The sequence below is a fragment of the Vibrio sp. Y176 genome (assembly GCF_033438945.1).
In genome coordinates, this window is record NZ_JAWOQS010000002.1 from 285,563 (window position 1) to 305,728 (window position 20,166).

Consider the following 20,166-nt stretch of genomic DNA (forward strand, 5'->3'; position numbering starts at 1 on the left):
AAGCGACGGTCATGGAATGTAAATCTAGTTAATGCACAAAGTAAAAGAGACCAAGCTATGCTTAGTCTCTTTTTGTTTTTTAAGCGAAGTACTTTATTACAGCACTGCTTTCTCTTTATCGCGTAATAGTCTATCCATTTCATCTCTGTTCGCGACAAAAGTAGCCATCTCTTTCTTAGGAACAGAACTCGCCATTGGGATATTTGCTCGCATAGCGTTAACTGGACGGCCGTATTCAATCAACTCATAGTGAAGGTGTGGCCCAGTCACTCGACCTGTTTTACCAGAAAGACCGATACGCTGGCCTCGAGAAACCTTTTGCCCTTTCTTCACCAAAATCTTACTTAGGTGTAAGTAACGGGTTTTGTATTTGCTGCCGTGCTCAACAACCACGTAGTTACCCGCATATGGGTGTTTACGAGTCATGATCACTGTACCATCACCAGTAGAAACGACTGGTGTACCGGTTGGTACAGCAAAGTCAGTGCCGTTGTGCGGCGCAACACGCCCCGTTACTGGATGTAAACGATTAGGGTTGAAGCCAGAACTGATACGCCAACGACTACTTACAGGGTAACGCTGGAATGCGCGCTGTAAGCTTTCACCTTTGGCATTGTAGAATTGACCATCAGTATGAAGGTAAGCGGTGATCTCGCGGCCGCGATTATAAATCTTAATCGCCTCAATTTCGTTCTTACCTGTTGGTACACCATTGATGCTTTGTGAGCGGCGAACAACTTCAAATCGATCACCTGCACGAAGATCACGTCCAAAGTTAAGTTGTTCTTTGAGTAAGCTTACGACTTGACTCACTTCCGCCGACGTTAAACCTAAACGACTCGCAGAAGAAGAAAAACTGCCTTGAATGACGCCAACTAAAGGTTCTTGGCTCCACACGCCAGGAATGGAAATATCAGTAAAGTCATAGCTACCATCACTATTCAGCTTGTAGACCACTTTATCTGCAATAGAAAATTGCAGTTCCATTTTCGCTAACTCGCCTGTTGCATCATCACGCCAGAAACGGAGCGTATTGCCCGGCTTAAGTGTATCAAGTGCCAAGTAGTTCAAATCCGTTTCCATTACTTTCATTAACGAGCTGTAACCGAAACCGAGCTGACTAAAAATAGTGCTTAGGTTGTCACCTGTTTGGATTTGATATTCGAAGTTCGGGGGAGTGACAACTTCGGCAGTTGTCGCATCAAGAATTTTTTCAACGACCTGAGATTCAGGTAGGTTCAATGCGATGGTTTTGGTTAAAGATGACTCTTTGAGAGAGTGAGAAACACCAATCGCAACTAAAACTGGCAAGGAGTATAACAGCAGCGCTCTACGACTTGTCAGATTCGGCAACCGTCTTGTAATTTCATTTGTAGACACGGGAATTACTATCTCCTTTCAAACAAGGCTCATAGCTTATGCATTCCCGAATAAGAAATCACTAGGAAATTTCGAGATCTAGCGCAGAAAATACTGAATTTTTACAGAACTCAAAAAAAATTCATCACTGTTGCATATGTAAGTTATTCCCTACACGCTGTAATGTGGATGAATTGAATTGATTTGGCGTGTCTGCCATTGCTTGATCGTCACCGTGCGCTAAATATGAAAGCGTGATAGTTGTATCACTTTTCCATTCGAGCTGAGTAAATTTCACGCGGTCACCAACAAAAATACTGTCTAAAAGGACAACTCGGCTCGGCAAGGGGTCAAACTTGAGCAAGCCAACATAGTTAAACGAACCGCTACCTTGTGTCGTTACAATCATCGGTGCAACAACCCATGAAACACCTTCAATCTCACGCTGACTAATCGACGCAGTTGGAACAAGTACCTGACCTTTCGTCACACCTGCATCATAGTCACCTATCAAATAGCCGTTTTCTTTATCCCACTCATCAAGAAAAGTGACCGCACCCTGCTCGGGGACTTGGATCGTCCAAGGATTACGTGCAGTGATACCAAGCGTCTCTTGCACAATAACGTTCGTTTCTACTTTTGTTTGAGGAAACTTAGCCATGATCTCGTCATCAGACAAACTAAAACGATAAACACCTGCGATCACAACCACAACTAATAAAACGATTGGAATAAGTAGAATAAGTGGTATCGGCAGGATTTTTTTGTGAGTCATGAAGACTTCCTTGTTTCAAGGTATAAACGAAAAGCGAGTATACCATTGTATACCCAAATGATTTCACCTCTTCAAGTGTTTCAAAATTAAACTAAACTGATTGTATCCAAATAGTTTCAAGTCCAGAGCTCATAACGAGCTAGTGACACAAGCTCTGTGCTCTAGGTCTATTGGTGTATTGGGACAAATAGGTAATCACGATGACAAAAACCATTCATACATGCGAGTGCGCCTGCGGTTTAGTTGAGATCCGTTGTAAGGGAGAGCCCACCCACACGTCTGTCTGCCATTGCTTCGAATGCCAAAAACGAACTGGCAGTGTTTTTGGGGTACAAGCTCGCTTTGAAAAAGAGCACGTCACTTTAAACGGTGAAGTCACTAGCTATACCCGAATTGGCGATGATGGCAGTGAGGTTCAGTATGACTTTTGTCCATCCTGCAGCACGACAATGAGGTTGTTCGTTTCTGCATACCCGGAAATCATGATCATTCCCGTCGGTCTATTTACCGATAAAGAGTTCCACCAACCTACCGTTTCAGTCTATGAACAAATGAAACACGGGTGGGTGAGTTTCGAATGCACAACGGAACACATCTGCTAGCGAGCAATCCGCGTTCACGTATTTACTTTGGCTCGGACAAACGACCTATAAGTGAGATTTTTTTGAGAATGATCAATCGAGTTTTACTGTAAAGGGTTTCGTAACTCGGTGTGAGCGTTATAATCGGCTCCTAATATTTGGTTGGGGTTTATTGTGATTTCCAGACTTCCTCGTTGGGTGGAATATGGCGCGTTTCTACTAGCTCTTCTCGCGGGCTGCGTCAACGCCGTTGGTCTTCTCGGCTTTCAACACCAAGCGATAACTCATCTTTCGGGAACCGTAACTCAGCTAGGGAACAGCTTGCTAACAGGTGTGGATAGCTCCATTCACCTGCTCTTCATCGTATTTAGCTTTTTGATTGGCGCTGCCTTTAGCGGCTTTTTTATTGAAAGCAGTGCGTTAAAGCTAGGACGAAGATATGGTGTTGCACTGTGCATAGAAGGAAGCTTGCTCTTACTCAGCTTGGGCTTTTTGGTGCAAGGGGATTTGTACGGCCAATATCTAGCATCAGCAGCATGTGGATTACAAAACGCAATGATCACCACGTTTAGCGGCGCAGTAGTCAGAACCACACATATGACCGGAATCATCACCGATCTAGGGATTATGATTGGAGAGAGCTTGAGAGGTCGTCAATTTGACCGACGTAAAGCAAAATTATTCCTATTCATTTTCTTTGGCTTTTTGTTTGGCGGCGTCGCGGGAGCGGCTCTATTTACGGTATATGGTTTATATACGCTGGTTTTCCCAGCAATATTGGCTTTTTCTACAGCTCTGATTTACTGGAGTTACCTATACATACTTAGCCGTCAACAAAAAGCATAAAATTTCGATCCGATTGAAGCGACATGCTTCAATCGGATTTGGCTCAATAGGTTCACACTGCAACGGTACAAGAAACGCTGAACGGTATTTTGACACCACTAAAAACCTTAAAATAGATAAGGCTAACTGAATTTCTGGCAAAGAAGTTAGTTAGATCAAAATCACATTTGTTTACCATTTTATTATTCCAGTCACAATGCGCCCCATAATTCACTGCGCAATTCGCCTCTCGTGCTACAATTTTCTAACACAAGCAACATATTCGCATACACTTAGACGTTATTTGACCAATTACCCGACAAATCGGCTGAATAACTAGATGTATTTAATGAATAGTATTGCAATGGATGCAGTTTGCGGGTACCCTCCGCAAAACTGTGATTAAATACGGATGTTTAGTGAATATTTATGTCATGGAAATGGCAAGTATTGACTAGTAGTAACACGAGACAACTATGCATAACACCACTAATGCTACTGAAGCTCCTAAGGGCAACTTTTGGATGTTTTTCATCCCCTCCCTAATTGGTCTTCTACTCTTTATGGCTCCGATCTCTTACGATGGCGGCCTAACCATTCCCGTTGCCGTGATGGCAAAAGTCATCCCAGCGGTGTTAGGCGATACCTTGATTGCTATCGTCACCAGTATCATCGCTTTCATGGCCGTTGCTTCTGTTCTTTGCAAAATTTTTAAGCCAGCTGCAATTTTACGTAATGGTTTTTTAAACGGTCTCTTCAACCCATCTCCACTTTGGCTCGTTGTTCGTTTAATCGGCGGCGCTGCCGTGTTAATGACGTTTTTCCAAGTGGGTCCAAAAGCAATTTGGGAAGAGAACACTGGCGGGCTTGTTCTTACTGGTCTCCTACCTACTCTGTTTGCCGTTTTCATTTTCGCGGGTTTACTGCTTCCGCTTCTTTTGAACTTCGGTCTTCTGGAGCTATTTGGTGCGTTACTCAGTAAAATAATGCGTCCGGTATTCAACCTACCTGGCCGCAGTGCAATTGACTGTATGGCATCTTGGTTAGGCGACGGAAGTGTTGGTATCTTGCTAACCAGCAAGCAATACGAAAATAAGTTCTATACTCAGCGTGAAGCGGCTGTTGTCGGGACCACTTTCTCAGCAGTATCGATCACGTTTAGCTTAGTTGTTATCGCTCAGGTAAAACTAGAGCACTTATTTTTGCCTTTCTACGGCGCTATCTGTCTAGCTGGTATCGTAGCTGCGATTGTCATTCCTCGCCTGCCTCCGCTTAGTCTGAAGAAAGATCGCTACATTGACGGCAGCAACCCAGATAAAGACGCAGATGCAGTGCCAGAAGGCCACACCACATTCTCTTGGGGTATGGATCTAGCTCTTAAGCGTGCTGGTCAAGTCACATCGGTTCAGTCTGTATTTAAAGAAGGCGTACACAACGCAGTCGACATGGTATTTGGCGTACTACCTGTAGTTATGGGTCTTGGTACCGTCGCATTGGTGATTGCAGAATACACGCCTGTATTTGCAATTCTGGGTCAACCGTTTATCCCATACCTAGAGCTACTGCAAGTCCCTGAAGCTGTTGCAGCATCACAGACAATCGTTGTTGGCTTTGCAGATATGTTTATTCCAGCAATTTTAGCGGCCTCAATAGATAACGAAATGACACGTTTTGTTATTGCTGCAATGTCAGTAACTCAGCTTATCTACATGTCGGAAGTAGGTGCCCTACTGTTAGGCAGCAAAATTCCAGTAAACATTGTAGAGCTCTTCGTAATTTTCATTTTACGTACGTTAATCACGTTACCTGTGATTGCTGGCGTTGCTCATCTTATTTTCTAAAATCGAGACGTCAATTAACAAAGGCTCCGCATCGTCGGGGCCTTTTTTATACCTAAAACTCCGTCCACATTAGGCTTTTAGTAAAAAGCTCATAATTTACAAAGACAAAACTTCAACAAAACACCTGTCAGCACCAACAAAATTTTCATCACCTCACCTGTAAAGCCAGTTGATGCCACTGTTTGTTAAGCAATTCTTTTCATTATGACGATTTCATTAATTGAGATCGCAAATATGATCACACTCACAAGTTTTAACGTAAATTGTCGGTTTGTTTAAATTTAGTTAAAAAAGACGACAAATGAGTTCATGTTTTTGACAAAGATGTCGATAAAAATATAACCAAACACAATAGGTTTCTCTTTATGCCCAATTCGCTCGGTTTAAAAGAGGCGAAAGCAAAGTGGAACCAACCGGGAGAATCAGAGGAAAGCTCATGAAATTCAGACATAAGGTTGTCACAGCCTCTTCATTTTTGCTGCTAATTACCGTGTCGTTATTGTCGACACAACAAGTTATGACCATCCGCTCCCAAACTCAGGAGCAAATCGACTCAAGTGTAAACGAGATATTGACCAGTGTTGGTAACACTGTGCAATCAGAAATGAATGCAAAGAAGGATCTCGCTCGCTCCATTACTGAAGTGATTGAGCTTGACCCCAGTTCACATAGCTATGTTCAAAAAATACTTGAAAGACCCACACCAAAAAGCAGCTTCCTTGCCATCGGTTTTGGTTATGAAAGTAATGGCTTTGTGATTGAAAATGACGACGGCTGGGATGCGGGTCCAGACTACGACCCACGTCAGCGTCCTTGGTTTATTGCAGCTAAGAGCAAAGGCGATTTGGTCGTAACCGATCCGTACGTCGATGCGTCTTCGAAAAACGTTATCATCTCTGTTGGTACGCCAGTAAAAGAAAATGGCCAGTTTTTAGCCGGTATGTTTTATGACCTCGAATTAACTACCCTTTCTGATCTCGTCAACCAAGTGAATCTGTTTGATGCTGGTTACTTATTTCTGGTCACCGCTGATGGCACAACCATTGCTCACCCTCAAAGTAAATACAACGGTGAGAAAGTCGGTAGCTACCTCCCACAAATCGAACTTACGCAATCAGCACAACATGTTGAGATTGATGGCAACCGCTACATGGTTAACCTGACTCACATTCCTGGCGAGAACTGGTACGTAGGTTCGGTGATCGATGAAGCTGTTGCCTATTCTGCCGTAGGAGAGCTCCGTAACAACGCTATTATTTATTCAATCATTGCCGTGATTGCATCTATTATCGCCCTAACTCTGTTGATTCGCACTCTCATGCGTCCTTTGGACACGCTAAACAATGCGATTAAAGATGTAGCATCAGGGAAAGGCGACCTTACACAACGCCTCGAAACAGATACTGACCAAGAGTTTTCTGAGCTTGCCACAAACTTCAATACGTTCATGGAGAACTTACAACAGCAAATCATTGAGTCAAAACGTATTTCTGATCAAATTTTAAACGGAACTCAAATCACCGCTGAGGGCGCAAAAGACTCGGCAGGCGCAATTCACACTCAGCTGCAAGAGCTAGAACAACTTGCTACCGCGATGCATGAGATGTCTGTCACCGCGACAGAGGTTGCTAATAATGCGCAAGGTGCGGCAAGTGCAGCCAAAGAAGCCGACCAAGCAACGGTTGAGGGGTCTTCTATCGTTGGTGAATCGACACAAACGATAAACATGCTTTCCGATAGCATTGACCTTGCAGTCGAAGAAGTACAAGTGTTGGAATCTGCTACCGCCAATATCGAAACGATTCTAAAAGTCATCAACGATATTGCGGACCAAACAAACTTACTCGCGTTGAATGCCGCAATCGAGGCTGCACGTGCGGGAGAATCTGGCCGAGGCTTCGCCGTTGTTGCAGATGAAGTACGTACACTCGCACAACGTACTCAAGAGTCGACAACAGAGATTCGTACTATGATTGAGCAACTACAATCTGGCGCTTCATCTGTGGCAAATGCCATGCATCAAAGCAAAGGTAGTGCTATAGAGGCCGTTGAAAAAGCGGGTTTAGCAAATAGTGCGTTACAACGCATTCGTGACGCGATTCAGCGTATTTCCGATATGAACTTGCAAATTGCCTCAGCAGCGGAAGAGCAAAGCCTTGTCGCTGAAGAGATCAACAACAATACGGTGAATATTAAAGACCTATCGACTCAAGTCGCCGAATCGGCAAATCGAACCAACGACGCGATGCAGGCGCAACAAGAAGATGTACATAAACAAGATCAAATCTTAAATAGATTTACTGTCTAACACTCATTTAAGCGAAAACAGCGAGCACCGGCTCGCTGTTTTTGTTTTTAACCCTCTACCCTAGTATTGGTCGATGTTACATGTGCCATGTTGGTGCTATTAAGCTCAACATTACAAGAACGCCGACTATGTGTCCTTTCAAATTTAATTGAACTCGACATGGATATAGCGATCATTAGAACGACGATAATAGCGGTCGTCCACTTTTAGATAAGTGAAATCTCCAATCTTTATGTAGGTACTATTCCGAGGAATTCGGTCATGGTAATAGTAACTGCGCCTTGGTCGTCGGGTCTCCACATAAATAACGTCACGATGTTTGTGTTTATGTTTATGCTTGTGCTTGCGCTTGTGTTTATGATGGTGGTGATGCGCATGATGGTGATCGTACCGATGTCCATGCTTATGCTTCGGGTCAGCCACCGCTTCTGTACTCAACACACCTAAAGACAACATAACGCCAACCATGGCAAAAGATAATTGCTTTGACACAACAGAGCCTCTTATTCATATCAACATCGATATAATAGAAGGGTGAATCACTGTACATGTCAGCCTTTCGCTAAGGAGTTTTACTAAAAAGTCAGCGCTAACCGTGATTATCAGAGAAACGTCAAACATCACAAATGCTGATGACTTCGAGTGGCCTGGGTTCGGCTATGAATACAAAAAAGCCGCCCGTTTGACTACGAGCGGCTCAGTTTTTAAATAAGCTAGCGTGATTTTATACTGCTTGGGCAAACAGCAAGAAACAGCCGAATAGGAAGATCATGCTCATTCCCATTGCGCCGCCACCAGCTTCATAAATATTGTCATCTTCTACCGGCACTCGGCGCACTTTCATGGTCATTGATAATGGGACAAAGACCGCGAGAAACACAAGAATAATCCCCGCGTAGCTGAGAATAGCTAGGAAGTGTTCTGGCGCAAATACAGCACCTAATAGTGGTAGCACAAAAGTAGTAACAAAAATCACTGGCTTACTTGCTTTCAGTAGGTCTGCATTTTGATCATATAGCGCCATTGCAACACCTAAGAACGACGTTAGCAGTGCCAAACCAGTAAACATGGATAGGATGAACTCTAAGCCCTCGTATTGCTGACCTAGTACCGAGATCAACTCTGTTACGTTGGAGTATTGAACAAGCTCATGAGGTGGTAGATTGCCGACAACCGCTAACAACCATAATAGGTAACAAACAAGCGGAATAGTTGAGCCCACGATAATCATATTACGCAGCTGTGTTTTACTCGCTTCTTTGTTGTAAGTTACAAGCGATGGGATCACGACCATAAAACCGAAACTGGTGAAAAGCACCGAACTGGTTTTGATAAGTGCCATTTTATCGTCGCTCACAACCTCATCAAGTCCTTCAAACGAGACGCTTGGTGCAAGCGCAAAAAGTGTCAGGATCAGCGCTACGATCATGCCTAGGAACAAACCGCGATTCAGCTTATCTACTACCCCTGTACCTGCCGAGACAATGATACCAACTAAAAGAGTAAAACCGACTTGGCTTGAGATCGTAGATGTTGGAAGCCCAAATGAGGCTGTTACTTTTTGTACGAGATCACCCGCACCAATGATGTAAGCCATTAATAGACAAACTAACAGGGCGTAAAGCAAGCTGTTGGTTACCAACTGGCCTCCTTTACCAAGCGTTTCGCGAGCAATTGCATTCATGCTCACACCACCACCTACTTTGCAACTGGCTTCAAGAAGGAGCAGCGCAGCATAAGTCGTTCCAGCCCAGATGAACAACATAAGAAGAGTGCCCCAAAGGAGGCCAAATTGAGCAAGCACCATTGGTATAGCAAGCATACCAGCGCCAAGAGCAGTACCTGCAACGATCAGGGAGCTGCCGACAAGTTTTAGGTTCACGGTTAATACCTCTAAATTCAATCCGTTAATTTCTCGCCAGTTGTGCTTTATCTAAAGCACACAACAAAACGCTCCGACTTAGTCAAAATTTGGTTACAAGAGCACTATGTTACAAGAGCCCTGTATGGCTAAGAAAACACGCAACAAAAGGTGGTTAATCATTTGCACATGAACACTTGAGAGTCGTTTTTGGCGATGTCATCGTTGATGAAATGTGCGCAACTTTGGGTTCGAAGCAAAATTGTTCATTTTAATTCATCAACCCCATTCGTTATGAATGGATTTGGTTCGAAAAGATTGTAAGGCATAAGCAGGACGATTGAAAAGCAAAAGGTCAATCTTATAGCGATATATTTTAACAACTCTTATCTTTTACCTAAGATGTGTTGTTTTTTTCGTCACTAATTAGTCTTTTATCGCTTGAAGAGAAGGAAGAACGTGCTCAATGGCTCAATTTGGCTGGGTGTACAGATTAATTTACAGTTTAAGTGAAGGTGTTAGATTCCAAGGACGTAGCCTAGATCGGACAATATCGCTATTATTCGCTGCGTACCGACACGTTCGGTTCACATACCTCTAAACACTGATTTACGGTTCGAAAATATAGGTAAATGAGTGTCCGAATGCTGGGTGTGGTTCCCCAGCATTTGCATCCTTTCTTTTAGATGTCATCAATTGATCGAAATTGCATAAATCTTGTATCGCCCGACGTTACGATTGTGTTAATACGCTTTATCTAGCGCGCCAATGATATAAGTTAACACTGGAATACCCATATCGGCGACCTGCTTCTCAGTCTCACTCATATTTTCATGCGCCATCCGCAGCTCTACTTCACTTATCGATTCTTTGTGAAGGTAAAGCTCTTTGTAGTTCATCAATCGCTGTTGTGACTGTTGAATCAGTGTCACAACATTCTCTTTAGTCTCACGATGTTGCTGATCAATTTCACTAAATAAATGATCTAAAATGCGTTGCATTTTGCGAATAGAAGCTTTCGTTTCTATTGATTTGTATGATTGATACTTTTCCATTGAGTTAATAACTGACTAAAATATTTACGTTTTTATAAGACAGTTATTTTTATACTGATTGCAAAGCAGGTAAATATGTGGTGGTTAAACTGGTCCACTTCTTGCTCCGTTTAGGTCAAAACTGTCCTTTCAGGAGAGCACATGCAGGTAGACCCTATAATTCAAGCACTGATCGCAAGACGAAAATCGAATGGCCTCTCCCGTGAGCAAATGGCAAACATCGCTGGAATGAGCGTAAAAACATATCAAAGGATCGAGCGCGGAGAGTCCGATCTTAAACTCTCACAATATCGTGCCATATTGCGTTCGCTTCATTTGACTGACCTAGATATTGCCTTAGATGTACGTGATGTTCAGCATGTCACAGCAAATGACTTAACGGCCGTGGCGCGATTGCTCTCACCGGAAGCTCAGTCCCTGCTCGTTCGCCTGTTATCGTTAATCCTTGAACAAAAGAACAAGAAAGGTGATTAACGACATTACTCATACCCAAACGTGAATGTCCTGTTGAGCGTTGAAACATGAATCGTTTAGACAAAAATAAAACTCGTCAAATGACGAGTTTTATTCTTTATATCAGTCCGTTACTCTAGGCTTTTTAATTCCGATGTATCAACGCCTTTTATTGCATCTTTCGCCACTTTATCAGGATCAAATACATCACGTTCTTCATACGAATTATCAATCATGCCTTGTCCTATCGCGGTCGCCTGCTTTTGTAACTTATTACCCTCTACCTCACCAGCATCCCAGCCTTGTCGATAATCTGAGTCGGTTTGATACCTTGTTTCGTCCTTAATATAGTGTTCAAAATCATTCCCTGCCTCTTGCATACCACTATGCCGACCGTCATGAAAGCCTTGGATATAAGCTTCATCATAACCGCTCTCTTTTAACGCGCTGTCACTCGTACCACAGCCTGAGAGGAGAACAAAAAATAGCGAAACGAATACCTTATGAAACATATTTAGGCCTCAAAGCTTTCAAATAAATTAATCATAGTTCGCGATTTCAACTTCTGCTTACTTCAGGCTATTAGATAGCATTGTGACTCGACGAAGCCTGTGAACTTGAGTCCCTACAGTGAGTACAAAGCTGGACAAAGCATCACACCTACTGATAAACGTTATACTCACGCGCGTTTAATACTTCCATCGCCAGTGCTTCATCATCTTGCTCAGCTAAACCGCTAATGCCAATTGCACCGACGACTTTCTCCTCTTGTTCTACAGGTACACCACCCATAAAGCCAGTGATCTTTGGGTCAGTCCAATAACTCAACTGCTTACCTGTCTCACGAGCCCAAGCGCCCAGATTGCCACTAGGCTGACGGTCTCTAGCCGAGGTGTAAGCTTTGTTCTGTGCCAACAAACCTGCTTGCACACTCACATCATCCATTCGGGCAAAACCGAGCAATTCTCCATGTGTATCAACCACGGCAACCGCAATGTTTTGCTTGCGAGCAGTCGCAATTTCCAATGCCGTTTGAATCAAAGTTTGAACTTGTACGTATTTCATTTTTCTCTCCTACGGGATCTCATGACCAAGGGTTTTCTCGAACAAGCCATACCAATGGCTACGTGATAGCGTGACGTTCTCTACTTGAGCACAAGCGCGAATACGCTGTGGGTTTGCAGTACCAATAACAGGCTGAATTTGGTTTGGATGACGCGTCAGGAAAGCTAAAACAATCGCCTCAGACGACACGCCATATTCAGCTGCTAGCGCCATTACCATCTCCGCCGTCTGTCTGGTGTTGTGATCATCAGAATGTAAACCACGCTCTGAGAATCTTCCCTGCGCCATACTGCCCCACGCTTGCAGTTGGATATTATGCTTACGGGCATGTTCCAGTGTTCCCGCAACGTAGTCAGATTCCGACGAAGGAAGCCCCATGCCTTGCTTAATAAAGTCAGACTTAGCCAGACTCATTTCCAACTGGTTCGCCACAACAACTTCGCCCGTTGCTTGTTGAAGAAGGTCAATTTGAGCACTGTTCATGTTAGAAACACCGAAGTGGTTAACTTTGCCAGCTTGTTTCAGTGCTTTTAGCGCTGTGCCCAGTTCTTCAAATTCAACCAGAGGATCAGGACGATGCAGCATCAAAACATCAAGGTTTTCCACGCCAAGGCGCTCAAGAATGCCCTCAACAGAAGCCGTCACCCATTTGGCAGAGAAGTCATACTGCTTAACACCTTGCTCATCTCCTAGACGGATGCCGCACTTGGATTGCAGATAAATTCGCTCTCGTAAGGTTGAGTCATTGGCTAAGATGCACCCAAACACTTCTTCAGCCTTACCGAATTTGTAGATATCCGCATGATCAAAGAGATTGATGCCAACCTCTAATGCTGCCTCTACAGCGGCATAAGCTTGGTTTTCATCTTGGGCGGTTAATGGGTTGCGATTCCACTCCCCTCCAAGCCCCATGCAGCCGAAGACCAAGCGGCTAACGTTAGGTAAGGTTTTGGCGAGCGGTAGTGTTGGATTGTTCATCGTTATTCTCACTTTTCCGATTTCTGCATCTTCAATTTCTTAAGTTAACTCTAACCATCTTACCGTTCGTAAAAATTAGTTTAATACCGTAAAATCGAATTCATTATCCTCGCTACCGAACAATAAAGACGAGCAATCAAGATGGCAGATTATAAGAGAATCGAAAAACTGATGCTGTTTGCCGAAGTGGCTCAAACACTCAATTTTTCTAGAGCAGCGGAGCAACTTGGCATTTCTAAAAGTTACCTGTCGGAACAAATCAAGCGCTTAGAATCGGAACTCGCCACGCCTTTGATTGTTCGAACCACACGCAGCGTGAGATTGACGGCAGAAGGTGAATCGATCTTTGCACAAGCGGAAGATCTCAAACGCCGCGTAATGGAAATGGAAAAGAGTTTAAGTCAGCAATCTGAGCAAGTAGACGGTCTGATTCGTCTTACTGCTCCCAAGATGTTTGCCGAAGCGGTGCTGCATGATTTGTGTGTGGCGTTTCGCGCTTTACATCCAAACGTAGAGTTCGAGATTCTTTCTAGCTATCAAGCGTTTAATCTGACGGAAACCAGCGTCGACTTTGCGTTTCGAGCAACAAGAACGCCGCCCGAGAATATGATTGCGCAGCACCTTTTGGACTACCACCACTGGCTGGTTGCCTCTCCTCAGTATCTGCAAGAAGAAGGTACGCCAGAGACGTTAGCAGATTTAAAACAGCATCAATGCTTAACCACATTGCATCAAAAAGAGTGGCCGTTAAAAACGGGAACAGTTCAAACCCGAGGTTGGCTTTCAAGCAATGAAAACCGCTTACTCAAAGAATCAGCCCTGTCAGGCAATGGCGTTGCTCGGTTAGCAAGTTACTTTGTCGAACAAGACGTTGAACATGGTCGTCTAATGCAGGTTCTATCGGAAGAAACGGACCACCAGCACAACGCAGTATACTTAGTGTATCCGCAACTCATCTATCAATCGGCGAAAACCAAAGCCTTCATTGAATTCGTGAAGCAGTACTTTGCTCAATAACTGAGGCAGTTAATCCGCTGACCACACCGAGCGAATATCTGGCCAACCCCAGTTGGTTAAAGCTACGTCTTCTAAAACACCTTGGAAGCGCAAAGTTTGTGTATGGTGGAACATAGGTGCAATCCAATACTCGCTGATCAACGTCGATGCAATTGGCTCCAATGCATTAAGGTAGCCCTCAAGTGGAACGAAAGATCTGACTCTCTGTAGTTGTTCATCTAACCATTGTGCGTTCTTCTCTCCCAAAGTGTGGAATAGCACAGCGTTGCTGAAGAAGTTCGTGAACGCTGAGGCATGACGATTATCATCTAGGTTTATGTTCGTCACGACCATCGTCTCATTTAGCTCACCATTCTTAGCTTTCTCGTTCAGCTCACGATAGGAATACATAACAATTTCTACTTTACTGCCAACACTCACCAAACGATTAGAAATAGCCCGCGCACAGCGACGCAACGCGGTATAGTTATATCCGGCTATCGTAATGTGTTTAGGTAACTTAAGCGGCTCACTGAACGGACGGAGCACTGGCTTCCAACCTGGTAGCAGGTTATGAGCGGGTATACTCCCAAATACAATATTCTCGCGGCGCATCACTTCGGCCAAGAGCTCAGGTTGAATTAGCTCACTAATATAACGGCGCTGCGCTAAAGAGAGTTTGTGCTTAGCGTGCTGATTAAATAAGGCGAATAAGCAACCATCTTCTATTCGACTACGCTTGCTCGCCGATGAGTTTTCTCGGTTTTGCGTCGACATATAGTGTCCACACAAATCCTCCTCGGGCGAAGTATCCCTTTGCAACGTATTTGCTGCCAATGACGGGTTCTCCATTTGCTCGTCATCAACAATCCAGATAGTCACCAAATCCGTTAGAACTCTACATGCATAGTAACCATTAAATGCTTGCAGTTTTAAACGACTTTCATTGTGCTCGACAACAGAGAATGGGCCACTTCCGACCACCAGCTTGTTATTCGCTACGTTAACTTGGCTTACTGGTTGAATGCCGTATTTCACACCAGAAATAAGTCCAGCAAAGCCCAAGTCAGCTCGATTAAGCTTAAAAACAACCTTCAATGGCGTTGGCGCAGTAATGTTAGCAACATGTGCCAACTCTTTTTCGTAATACTGTAGTGAACTCAACTTTGCAAACAAGCTAACCACTGTTTCTGCATCAATGGAATTACCATTATGAAAAGTCAGACCTGGACGAAGGTAGAAAGTCCATTCGTAGGTGTCTTCGTCATAACGCCAGTGATGTGCGAGTTCTGGTTGCACTTTCCCATTGTGATCACTCGAAACTAAGCAACAATAGATTTGCCTTAATAAGAAACGTTCGCTGCTACGCTGAAGTTGATGTGGAACGACGCGCTCAAACATTCGCTTATAGGTTAATTGAATATTGAGCTGTCCTTCTTGAACAGAAGCACCAGACGTTGTTTTTAACAAACGGCCAAATGCCATTTCGTCTTCATCTAATATCGCCAGTGCTTTTTCATACTTGCCTAACTTGATACGTTCAAGAGCCAAGCTCTCTTTTAAAACGTCTAACTCCATATTCAGAATAAGAGTCGATCGTTGGTTCCGCCCAGCTTTCGGGTGCCAGCTCAACCACGCCTTCTGCTGCATCTGCGTTAGCAAGCTACGAGCATGCCGAGAAGAAGTGAACATGATGTCGGCAATGTCCTGTAACGTGGTTTTTGTTTCATCACCAACGCTAAACGAGAGTAATCGTTGGTAATAGCGAAACAAATTGAGATCAGACACTGAATCAACCTTAGATCTGTGAAGTTTGTGGATAGGAATAGTTTACTTAAGTTGGCGGTAATAAAATAAGAAAACTTCCTAATTATCTGTTCCCCTTTTCCACAATTAACCTCCAAATTCGGCTTTAAAGCCCCATATATTTACGTTATTAGGAAAAAAGCCAACAAAAGCACTCTCTTTTTTATATCCCCTTTTATACACATAATTTACTCGTCAGCTAAAGGAGGAAGAAATGAAGAAGCCAATGATGGCGTACTTTTTTCAGCAACGCCTAGCTCAATCGAGTAATAAAATAGAAGTGATGACTCTGGTTTATCTTAACGATATGTTCCAGTGGTCATAGCCTAACCTCAAGCAGAACTTAGCTCCTGATACTACACCCCCACTTCGTTGTATCTTAAGTTCTGCTTTTTCATCTTTTGCACTCTACTACCTTATTGCAGGTTACTAAAAGTTAACTAGTTGAAACACCGCAAAACAGAGTCTACATTGAAGTCTCATCCCCCAATCGCTTTGTTGAGAAAGGGGCATTCATGGATATACACCACCAATTCGGGAGTCAATATGGCAACTTCAGTGAAACTTAAAGCGGGCGACAGCTTCCCTCATCTTCAAGCCACTTTGCTAGATGGTTCAAGCGTAACGTTGGGTCAGCCGCAAGGTGATGCGACTTGGCAAGCAGTATTCGTTTATCGTGGTAAACACTGCCCTCTTTGTACTAAGTACCTCAACGAGCTTGAGAGTTACAAACAGGCTTTCGCTGATGCTGGCGTCGATATTCTTGCCGTTTCTGGCGACTCAAAAGCACAGCTAGAGGGGCATCTAGAGAAACTCGAAATCAGCTTCTCTATCGCTTACGGCCTGACCGAAGAACAAATGAAAACGCTAGGCTTGTATGTATCTATTCCTCGATCTGAACAGGAAACCGATCATAATTTCGCAGAACCAGGTCTGTTTGTGGTGAATGAACACGGCGACTTACACGTGGTGGATATTTCAAACAACCCGTTTGTTCGCCCTGAGCTTGGCGCGCTATCACGCGGATTGGCATGGATTCGCGATCCAAACAATAACTACCCTATCCGTGGCACATTGGATTACTAATATCTTCTACACCCAAGTAAACTTTCTATCCTTAAATAAGCTAGGATTCTTGCCTTAGTGAGAATAACTTGGAATGCATATCAGATCCGTGAGATCTGATATGTATCAACAAGTTGGAAATAGAGTCCTTGTTCATTATACAACGTCTTGATGAAAAACAAGATCAGTGAAGTCCAGGCTCCCCTCAAACGACGTTAAGTATTTACTTCTAAGTCACTTTCACGATAAATACATGAAATTAAGACTAAAAACTTAGACTTAACGGATACATAAATCATAACGGTACCTACACAAGTAGTTGGCTAGCGATTATTATCCTATTGCAACTCACAATTGTGCAATTCTAATAATTCATACCATAAATGAAAACATAGATACCGTAAGAGACAAAATAAAAGCAAACGATTAAATTATCAATAAAACACCGTTCAATTAAAAATAAAAATTTTCACTTTATATAAATATAATTAATCGTTATTTGCAATCACACATCTTAATTGAGAAATACAGTATGAATAAAATCTCTTTGCTTTATATGGCCGTTTGTATCGGATTAGTTGGATGCGGTTCAGGAGGAAGCGACAACGATCCAGCAAAAGATATACATCCCACCATTTCAAATCCGGAACAAGTCAACGCAATGACGGTGGACAAAGGTCATTTCTATTGTTCTGTAAACCAACAAAAACTGGAACACGGAGGGACATCTGCAACCTTGTCCTACCTGATTGAAAAGAAAAGAAATTCTACGGTTGTCGACGATTATGAATGTACCGAATACGGTTTAAAGAAAGGTGAGTCAATTATCGTCACTAAAAGTGCAATTGAAAACTTTTCATACTCAAAACATTATAAAAGCACGAAGAAGAATGACATTAATGGGTTTAAAATCATCTACCCTACAGGGCTTACGACTCCGATTAATAAAGATTATGAAAAAATTACGATCACGTATAATACGGAGAGACCTGACGTTAACATTAAGATAATTCAATATTTTGACGAAAAGTCTAAATTATATACCATCAAAAAATATGAAAGCCACGTTAACGACAACTCACCAATAGGTTTAGTTGAGAAAGAGGAATTCGATAAATATTCCGATTTTGAAAAGAAACTGGAATTAAATAGTGCTTTTTTAAATTCAACTGAAGTGAGTGATTTATTCTACAACTTATTAAGTATGATAAAATAATAACTAAAAATCAAAAACTTAAAAAGTACGATTATGCTCAAGTAGCTTCGATATGCCTGACTCGAAAGAGTACGTTGTTTTACGAAACAAATTACGATTTGAATGAAGCACATCTAAGTTACTTGGGTATAAACGGCGATGTATTGTTAATCAGCTTTCAAAAGAGAGTGACGTTTGCGATTAGCTACTTTGGTCTTAACGAAGCTCAATTTGATGCTTTTCAGACCAAATTCGCAAATCATCAAGAATCTTAAGTGCGGTACGGCCGAACTCTGTTAGTTCATAGCTGACTGCAATTGGGCGGTCGCTGATCACTTTACGCACCACCATCCCTTCCGCTTCTAGCTCTTTAAGACGTTGGTCGATCATCTTTTTACTTGCACCGCCTAGCATGCGTGCTAAGTCATTGAAACGAACTGGGCCGTCTTTCAAATGATAAATCAGAGAACCTTTCCATTTACCACCAATTAGACGCATCCCTTTCTCGATAGCACATGGCTCCGCACATACGTTCGCCACTGACTTACGACCTTTGCTATCTACACTGATTCTGCTTTCCACAATACACCTCAAGATACGCACCTAATCTAGGTAACGAAAAGTAAGCTAGATACATTTAGTGCTTTAGAGTAATAAAAACGTCACCTCCCCGCAAACAAATAAAAATGGACCGCATGTAGCAGTCCATCTCAATTCATCATTCAGTTCGCACTATCTTTCTAAAAGGATTAGAAGTTTTCGTTAATGTGAGCTTCGAAACGAACAAAATCGTTTTCGATATCTGCGTTCTTCATCACGTCGTAACAAGCGAATGTAGGCAGTGCTGACATACCAAAGAAGCGGAAGTTAGCGTGCATGTGGAACATCAAATCGTCCACGCCTTTACCTTGGAATAGGTATTCGTTCTCATCATCAAACGATTCTTCTGGCGCGTTGAATGTCAGTGACAGCATGTATTTGCTGTTGGTTTGAGTGCCGCCTGTACCATAGTTTTTCTTTGGTTCTTCTGCGCTACGGCCATCGAATGCACATAGTGCGCCGCCCATACCCGCAGTAAACACGTCGTCCATGTATTTTTTGAATGACCAAGGCACAGACATCCAGTTGACTGGGCTTTGGATGATCACGCGATCAGCCCACTCAAAGTGTGCGAGTTGCTCATCTACGTTGATCTCATCTTGCATTGTCACAACGCGAACCTCATGGCCTTTTGCTTGCAGAAGCGTCTGTGCTTTGTCGACAAGAGAAGCATTTAGACGACCTTCTGAATATGGTGATGGTTCGTGTGCATTGATGATCAGTACGTTGCTCATGGGATTACCTTTAAATAAGTTCACAAGATGACGCAGTAACCATTGTGCGTCGGATGTGGTTTATTATGGTAACCTAGAAATATAGTGCAATTAGTTAACTTTTAGTAACCTGCTTAATTTTTAATTATATCACTGTTTTTAAAAGATATATTTTTTCAACTTTTTATTCATCGTTATTTCACGATTAATTTTTTCATCGATTTGTTGCATCTTCCACAGAGCAGGCGTACACTTTATCGCAATTCGACGATTAACTATTAAGGCCAGCGAATGAGTGATAAGTGCAAGGACACGTGCGAAGTCGTTTTTCAGACAACGCAACAACAGCTCGAGAAAGAACAAACTCTAGCAGCGCAAGCAAAAGCTTTGTCGCATCCAGCACGTTTGCGCATTCTGCATATCCTGCACACGCTCGATACCATGGGCGGTTGTTTGAACAGTGATTTGGTTTCTGAACTGGGTCTTGCGCAATCTACTGTTTCCGAGCACTTGCGTATTCTCAAGCAAGCAGGCTTTATCAGCGCCGAGCCAAACCCACCTAAGGTGTGTTACCGCATTCAACGCGACGCGTTTGATCAGTTCAATCTAGGATTTTCCAAGTTCTTTGATTAATGCCCTTTGCACGCTGGTCAGGCGTGCAGAGATAAACTATACCTTTAACCATCGCCT

At 43.0% G+C, this 20,166-nt stretch carries 20 protein-coding genes; 9 read left to right on the plus strand and 11 right to left on the minus strand.

The window, feature by feature from the left end; all coding sequences use genetic code 11:
* Positions 1 to 96: 96 nt before the first annotated feature.
* On the minus strand, positions 97 to 1,380 hold the full coding sequence (locus tag R7O13_RS05505; protein WP_064369150.1) for a peptidoglycan DD-metalloendopeptidase family protein: 1,284 nt from the start codon (positions 1,378 to 1,380) through the stop codon (positions 97 to 99).
* 124 nt (positions 1,381 to 1,504) lie between these two features.
* Entirely contained in the window at positions 1,505 to 2,134 is a 630-nt protein-coding gene (locus R7O13_RS05510) for a hypothetical protein (protein WP_017821609.1), read from the minus strand.
* Positions 2,135 to 2,334: 200 nt separating this feature from the next.
* Here R7O13_RS05510 and R7O13_RS05515 point away from each other — a divergent pair, with 200 nt between their 5' ends.
* From R7O13_RS05515 to R7O13_RS05530, 4 genes are all read left to right on the plus strand, one after another.
* Positions 2,335 to 2,736 (plus strand): GFA family protein, encoded by a 402-nt coding sequence (locus tag R7O13_RS05515; protein WP_225477760.1) that lies wholly within the window; start codon positions 2,335 to 2,337, stop codon positions 2,734 to 2,736.
* 153 nt (positions 2,737 to 2,889) lie between these two features.
* Complete coding sequence (locus tag R7O13_RS05520) at positions 2,890 to 3,561, plus strand: YoaK family protein (RefSeq protein WP_005375484.1); 672 nt, start codon at positions 2,890 to 2,892, stop codon at positions 3,559 to 3,561.
* Between the two features lie 455 nt (positions 3,562 to 4,016).
* Positions 4,017 to 5,381 carry a YjiH family protein gene (locus R7O13_RS05525; RefSeq protein WP_005385171.1) on the plus strand — a complete coding sequence of 455 codons (1,365 nt, stop codon included), beginning with the start codon at positions 4,017 to 4,019 and terminating at the stop codon, positions 5,379 to 5,381.
* Positions 5,382 to 5,817: 436 nt separating this feature from the next.
* A complete protein-coding gene (locus R7O13_RS05530) occupies positions 5,818 to 7,689 on the plus strand; it encodes a methyl-accepting chemotaxis protein (protein WP_318303238.1) in 1,872 nt (623 codons plus the stop codon).
* Between the two features lie 144 nt (positions 7,690 to 7,833).
* Here the strand turns inward: R7O13_RS05530 and R7O13_RS05535 are convergent, their stop codons facing one another.
* The 3 genes from R7O13_RS05535 to R7O13_RS05545 all read right to left on the minus strand — a co-directional run bounded on the left by R7O13_RS05535 (position 7,834) and on the right by R7O13_RS05545 (position 10,605).
* The gene (locus R7O13_RS05535) at positions 7,834 to 8,181 is read right to left on the minus strand and encodes a hypothetical protein (protein ID WP_017821612.1); all 348 of its coding nucleotides are present in this window, start codon (positions 8,179 to 8,181) and stop codon (positions 7,834 to 7,836) included.
* A gap of 232 nt (positions 8,182 to 8,413) precedes the next feature.
* Positions 8,414 to 9,571 (minus strand): amino acid permease, encoded by a 1,158-nt coding sequence (locus tag R7O13_RS05540; protein WP_053303777.1) that lies wholly within the window; start codon positions 9,569 to 9,571, stop codon positions 8,414 to 8,416.
* A gap of 722 nt (positions 9,572 to 10,293) precedes the next feature.
* Complete coding sequence (locus tag R7O13_RS05545; protein ID WP_005375472.1) at positions 10,294 to 10,605, minus strand: hypothetical protein; 312 nt, start codon at positions 10,603 to 10,605, stop codon at positions 10,294 to 10,296.
* A gap of 141 nt (positions 10,606 to 10,746) precedes the next feature.
* Here R7O13_RS05545 and R7O13_RS05550 point away from each other — a divergent pair, with 141 nt between their 5' ends.
* Positions 10,747 to 11,079, plus strand: a complete 333-nt coding sequence (locus R7O13_RS05550; RefSeq protein ID WP_005375470.1) for a helix-turn-helix transcriptional regulator — start codon at positions 10,747 to 10,749, stop codon at positions 11,077 to 11,079.
* 110 nt (positions 11,080 to 11,189) lie between these two features.
* On the opposite strand, the gene R7O13_RS05555 is transcribed toward R7O13_RS05550, so the two are convergent.
* The 3 genes from R7O13_RS05555 to R7O13_RS05565 form a co-directional block, all read right to left on the minus strand.
* A complete protein-coding gene (locus R7O13_RS05555) occupies positions 11,190 to 11,570 on the minus strand; it encodes a hypothetical protein (RefSeq protein WP_005375467.1) in 381 nt (126 codons plus the stop codon).
* 148 nt (positions 11,571 to 11,718) lie between these two features.
* A complete protein-coding gene (locus R7O13_RS05560) occupies positions 11,719 to 12,123 on the minus strand; it encodes a GlcG/HbpS family heme-binding protein (RefSeq protein WP_005385161.1) in 405 nt (134 codons plus the stop codon).
* A gap of 9 nt (positions 12,124 to 12,132) precedes the next feature.
* Complete coding sequence (locus R7O13_RS05565; protein ID WP_318303241.1) at positions 12,133 to 13,101, minus strand: aldo/keto reductase; 969 nt, start codon at positions 13,099 to 13,101, stop codon at positions 12,133 to 12,135.
* Positions 13,102 to 13,242: 141 nt separating this feature from the next.
* Between R7O13_RS05565 and R7O13_RS05570 the strand changes: the two genes are divergently transcribed.
* The gene (locus tag R7O13_RS05570) at positions 13,243 to 14,118 is read left to right on the plus strand and encodes a LysR family transcriptional regulator (protein WP_318303242.1); all 876 of its coding nucleotides are present in this window, start codon (positions 13,243 to 13,245) and stop codon (positions 14,116 to 14,118) included.
* A 9-nt stretch (positions 14,119 to 14,127) separates the two neighbouring features.
* Here the strand turns inward: R7O13_RS05570 and R7O13_RS05575 are convergent, their stop codons facing one another.
* Positions 14,128 to 15,885: an SgrR family transcriptional regulator gene (locus tag R7O13_RS05575; protein WP_318303244.1), complete on the minus strand. Its 1,758-nt coding sequence runs from the start codon at positions 15,883 to 15,885 to the stop codon at positions 14,128 to 14,130.
* Positions 15,886 to 16,449: 564 nt separating this feature from the next.
* Between R7O13_RS05575 and R7O13_RS05580 the strand changes: the two genes are divergently transcribed.
* Positions 16,450 to 16,989 (plus strand): redoxin domain-containing protein, encoded by a 540-nt coding sequence (locus tag R7O13_RS05580; protein WP_104980833.1) that lies wholly within the window; start codon positions 16,450 to 16,452, stop codon positions 16,987 to 16,989.
* A gap of 511 nt (positions 16,990 to 17,500) precedes the next feature.
* Positions 17,501 to 18,184 carry a hypothetical protein gene (locus R7O13_RS05585; protein WP_054865852.1) on the plus strand — a complete coding sequence of 228 codons (684 nt, stop codon included), beginning with the start codon at positions 17,501 to 17,503 and terminating at the stop codon, positions 18,182 to 18,184.
* A 195-nt stretch (positions 18,185 to 18,379) separates the two neighbouring features.
* Here R7O13_RS05585 and R7O13_RS05590 read toward each other — a convergent pair whose 3' ends face one another.
* Complete coding sequence (locus R7O13_RS05590) at positions 18,380 to 18,745, minus strand: winged helix-turn-helix transcriptional regulator (RefSeq protein WP_005375456.1); 366 nt, start codon at positions 18,743 to 18,745, stop codon at positions 18,380 to 18,382.
* A 167-nt stretch (positions 18,746 to 18,912) separates the two neighbouring features.
* Positions 18,913 to 19,497 carry an NAD(P)H-dependent oxidoreductase gene (locus R7O13_RS05595; protein WP_318303246.1) on the minus strand — a complete coding sequence of 195 codons (585 nt, stop codon included), beginning with the start codon at positions 19,495 to 19,497 and terminating at the stop codon, positions 18,913 to 18,915.
* A 270-nt stretch (positions 19,498 to 19,767) separates the two neighbouring features.
* Between R7O13_RS05595 and R7O13_RS05600 the strand changes: the two genes are divergently transcribed.
* On the plus strand, positions 19,768 to 20,109 hold the full coding sequence (locus R7O13_RS05600) for an ArsR/SmtB family transcription factor (protein WP_064354579.1): 342 nt from the start codon (positions 19,768 to 19,770) through the stop codon (positions 20,107 to 20,109).
* Positions 20,110 to 20,166 lie beyond the last annotated feature (57 nt).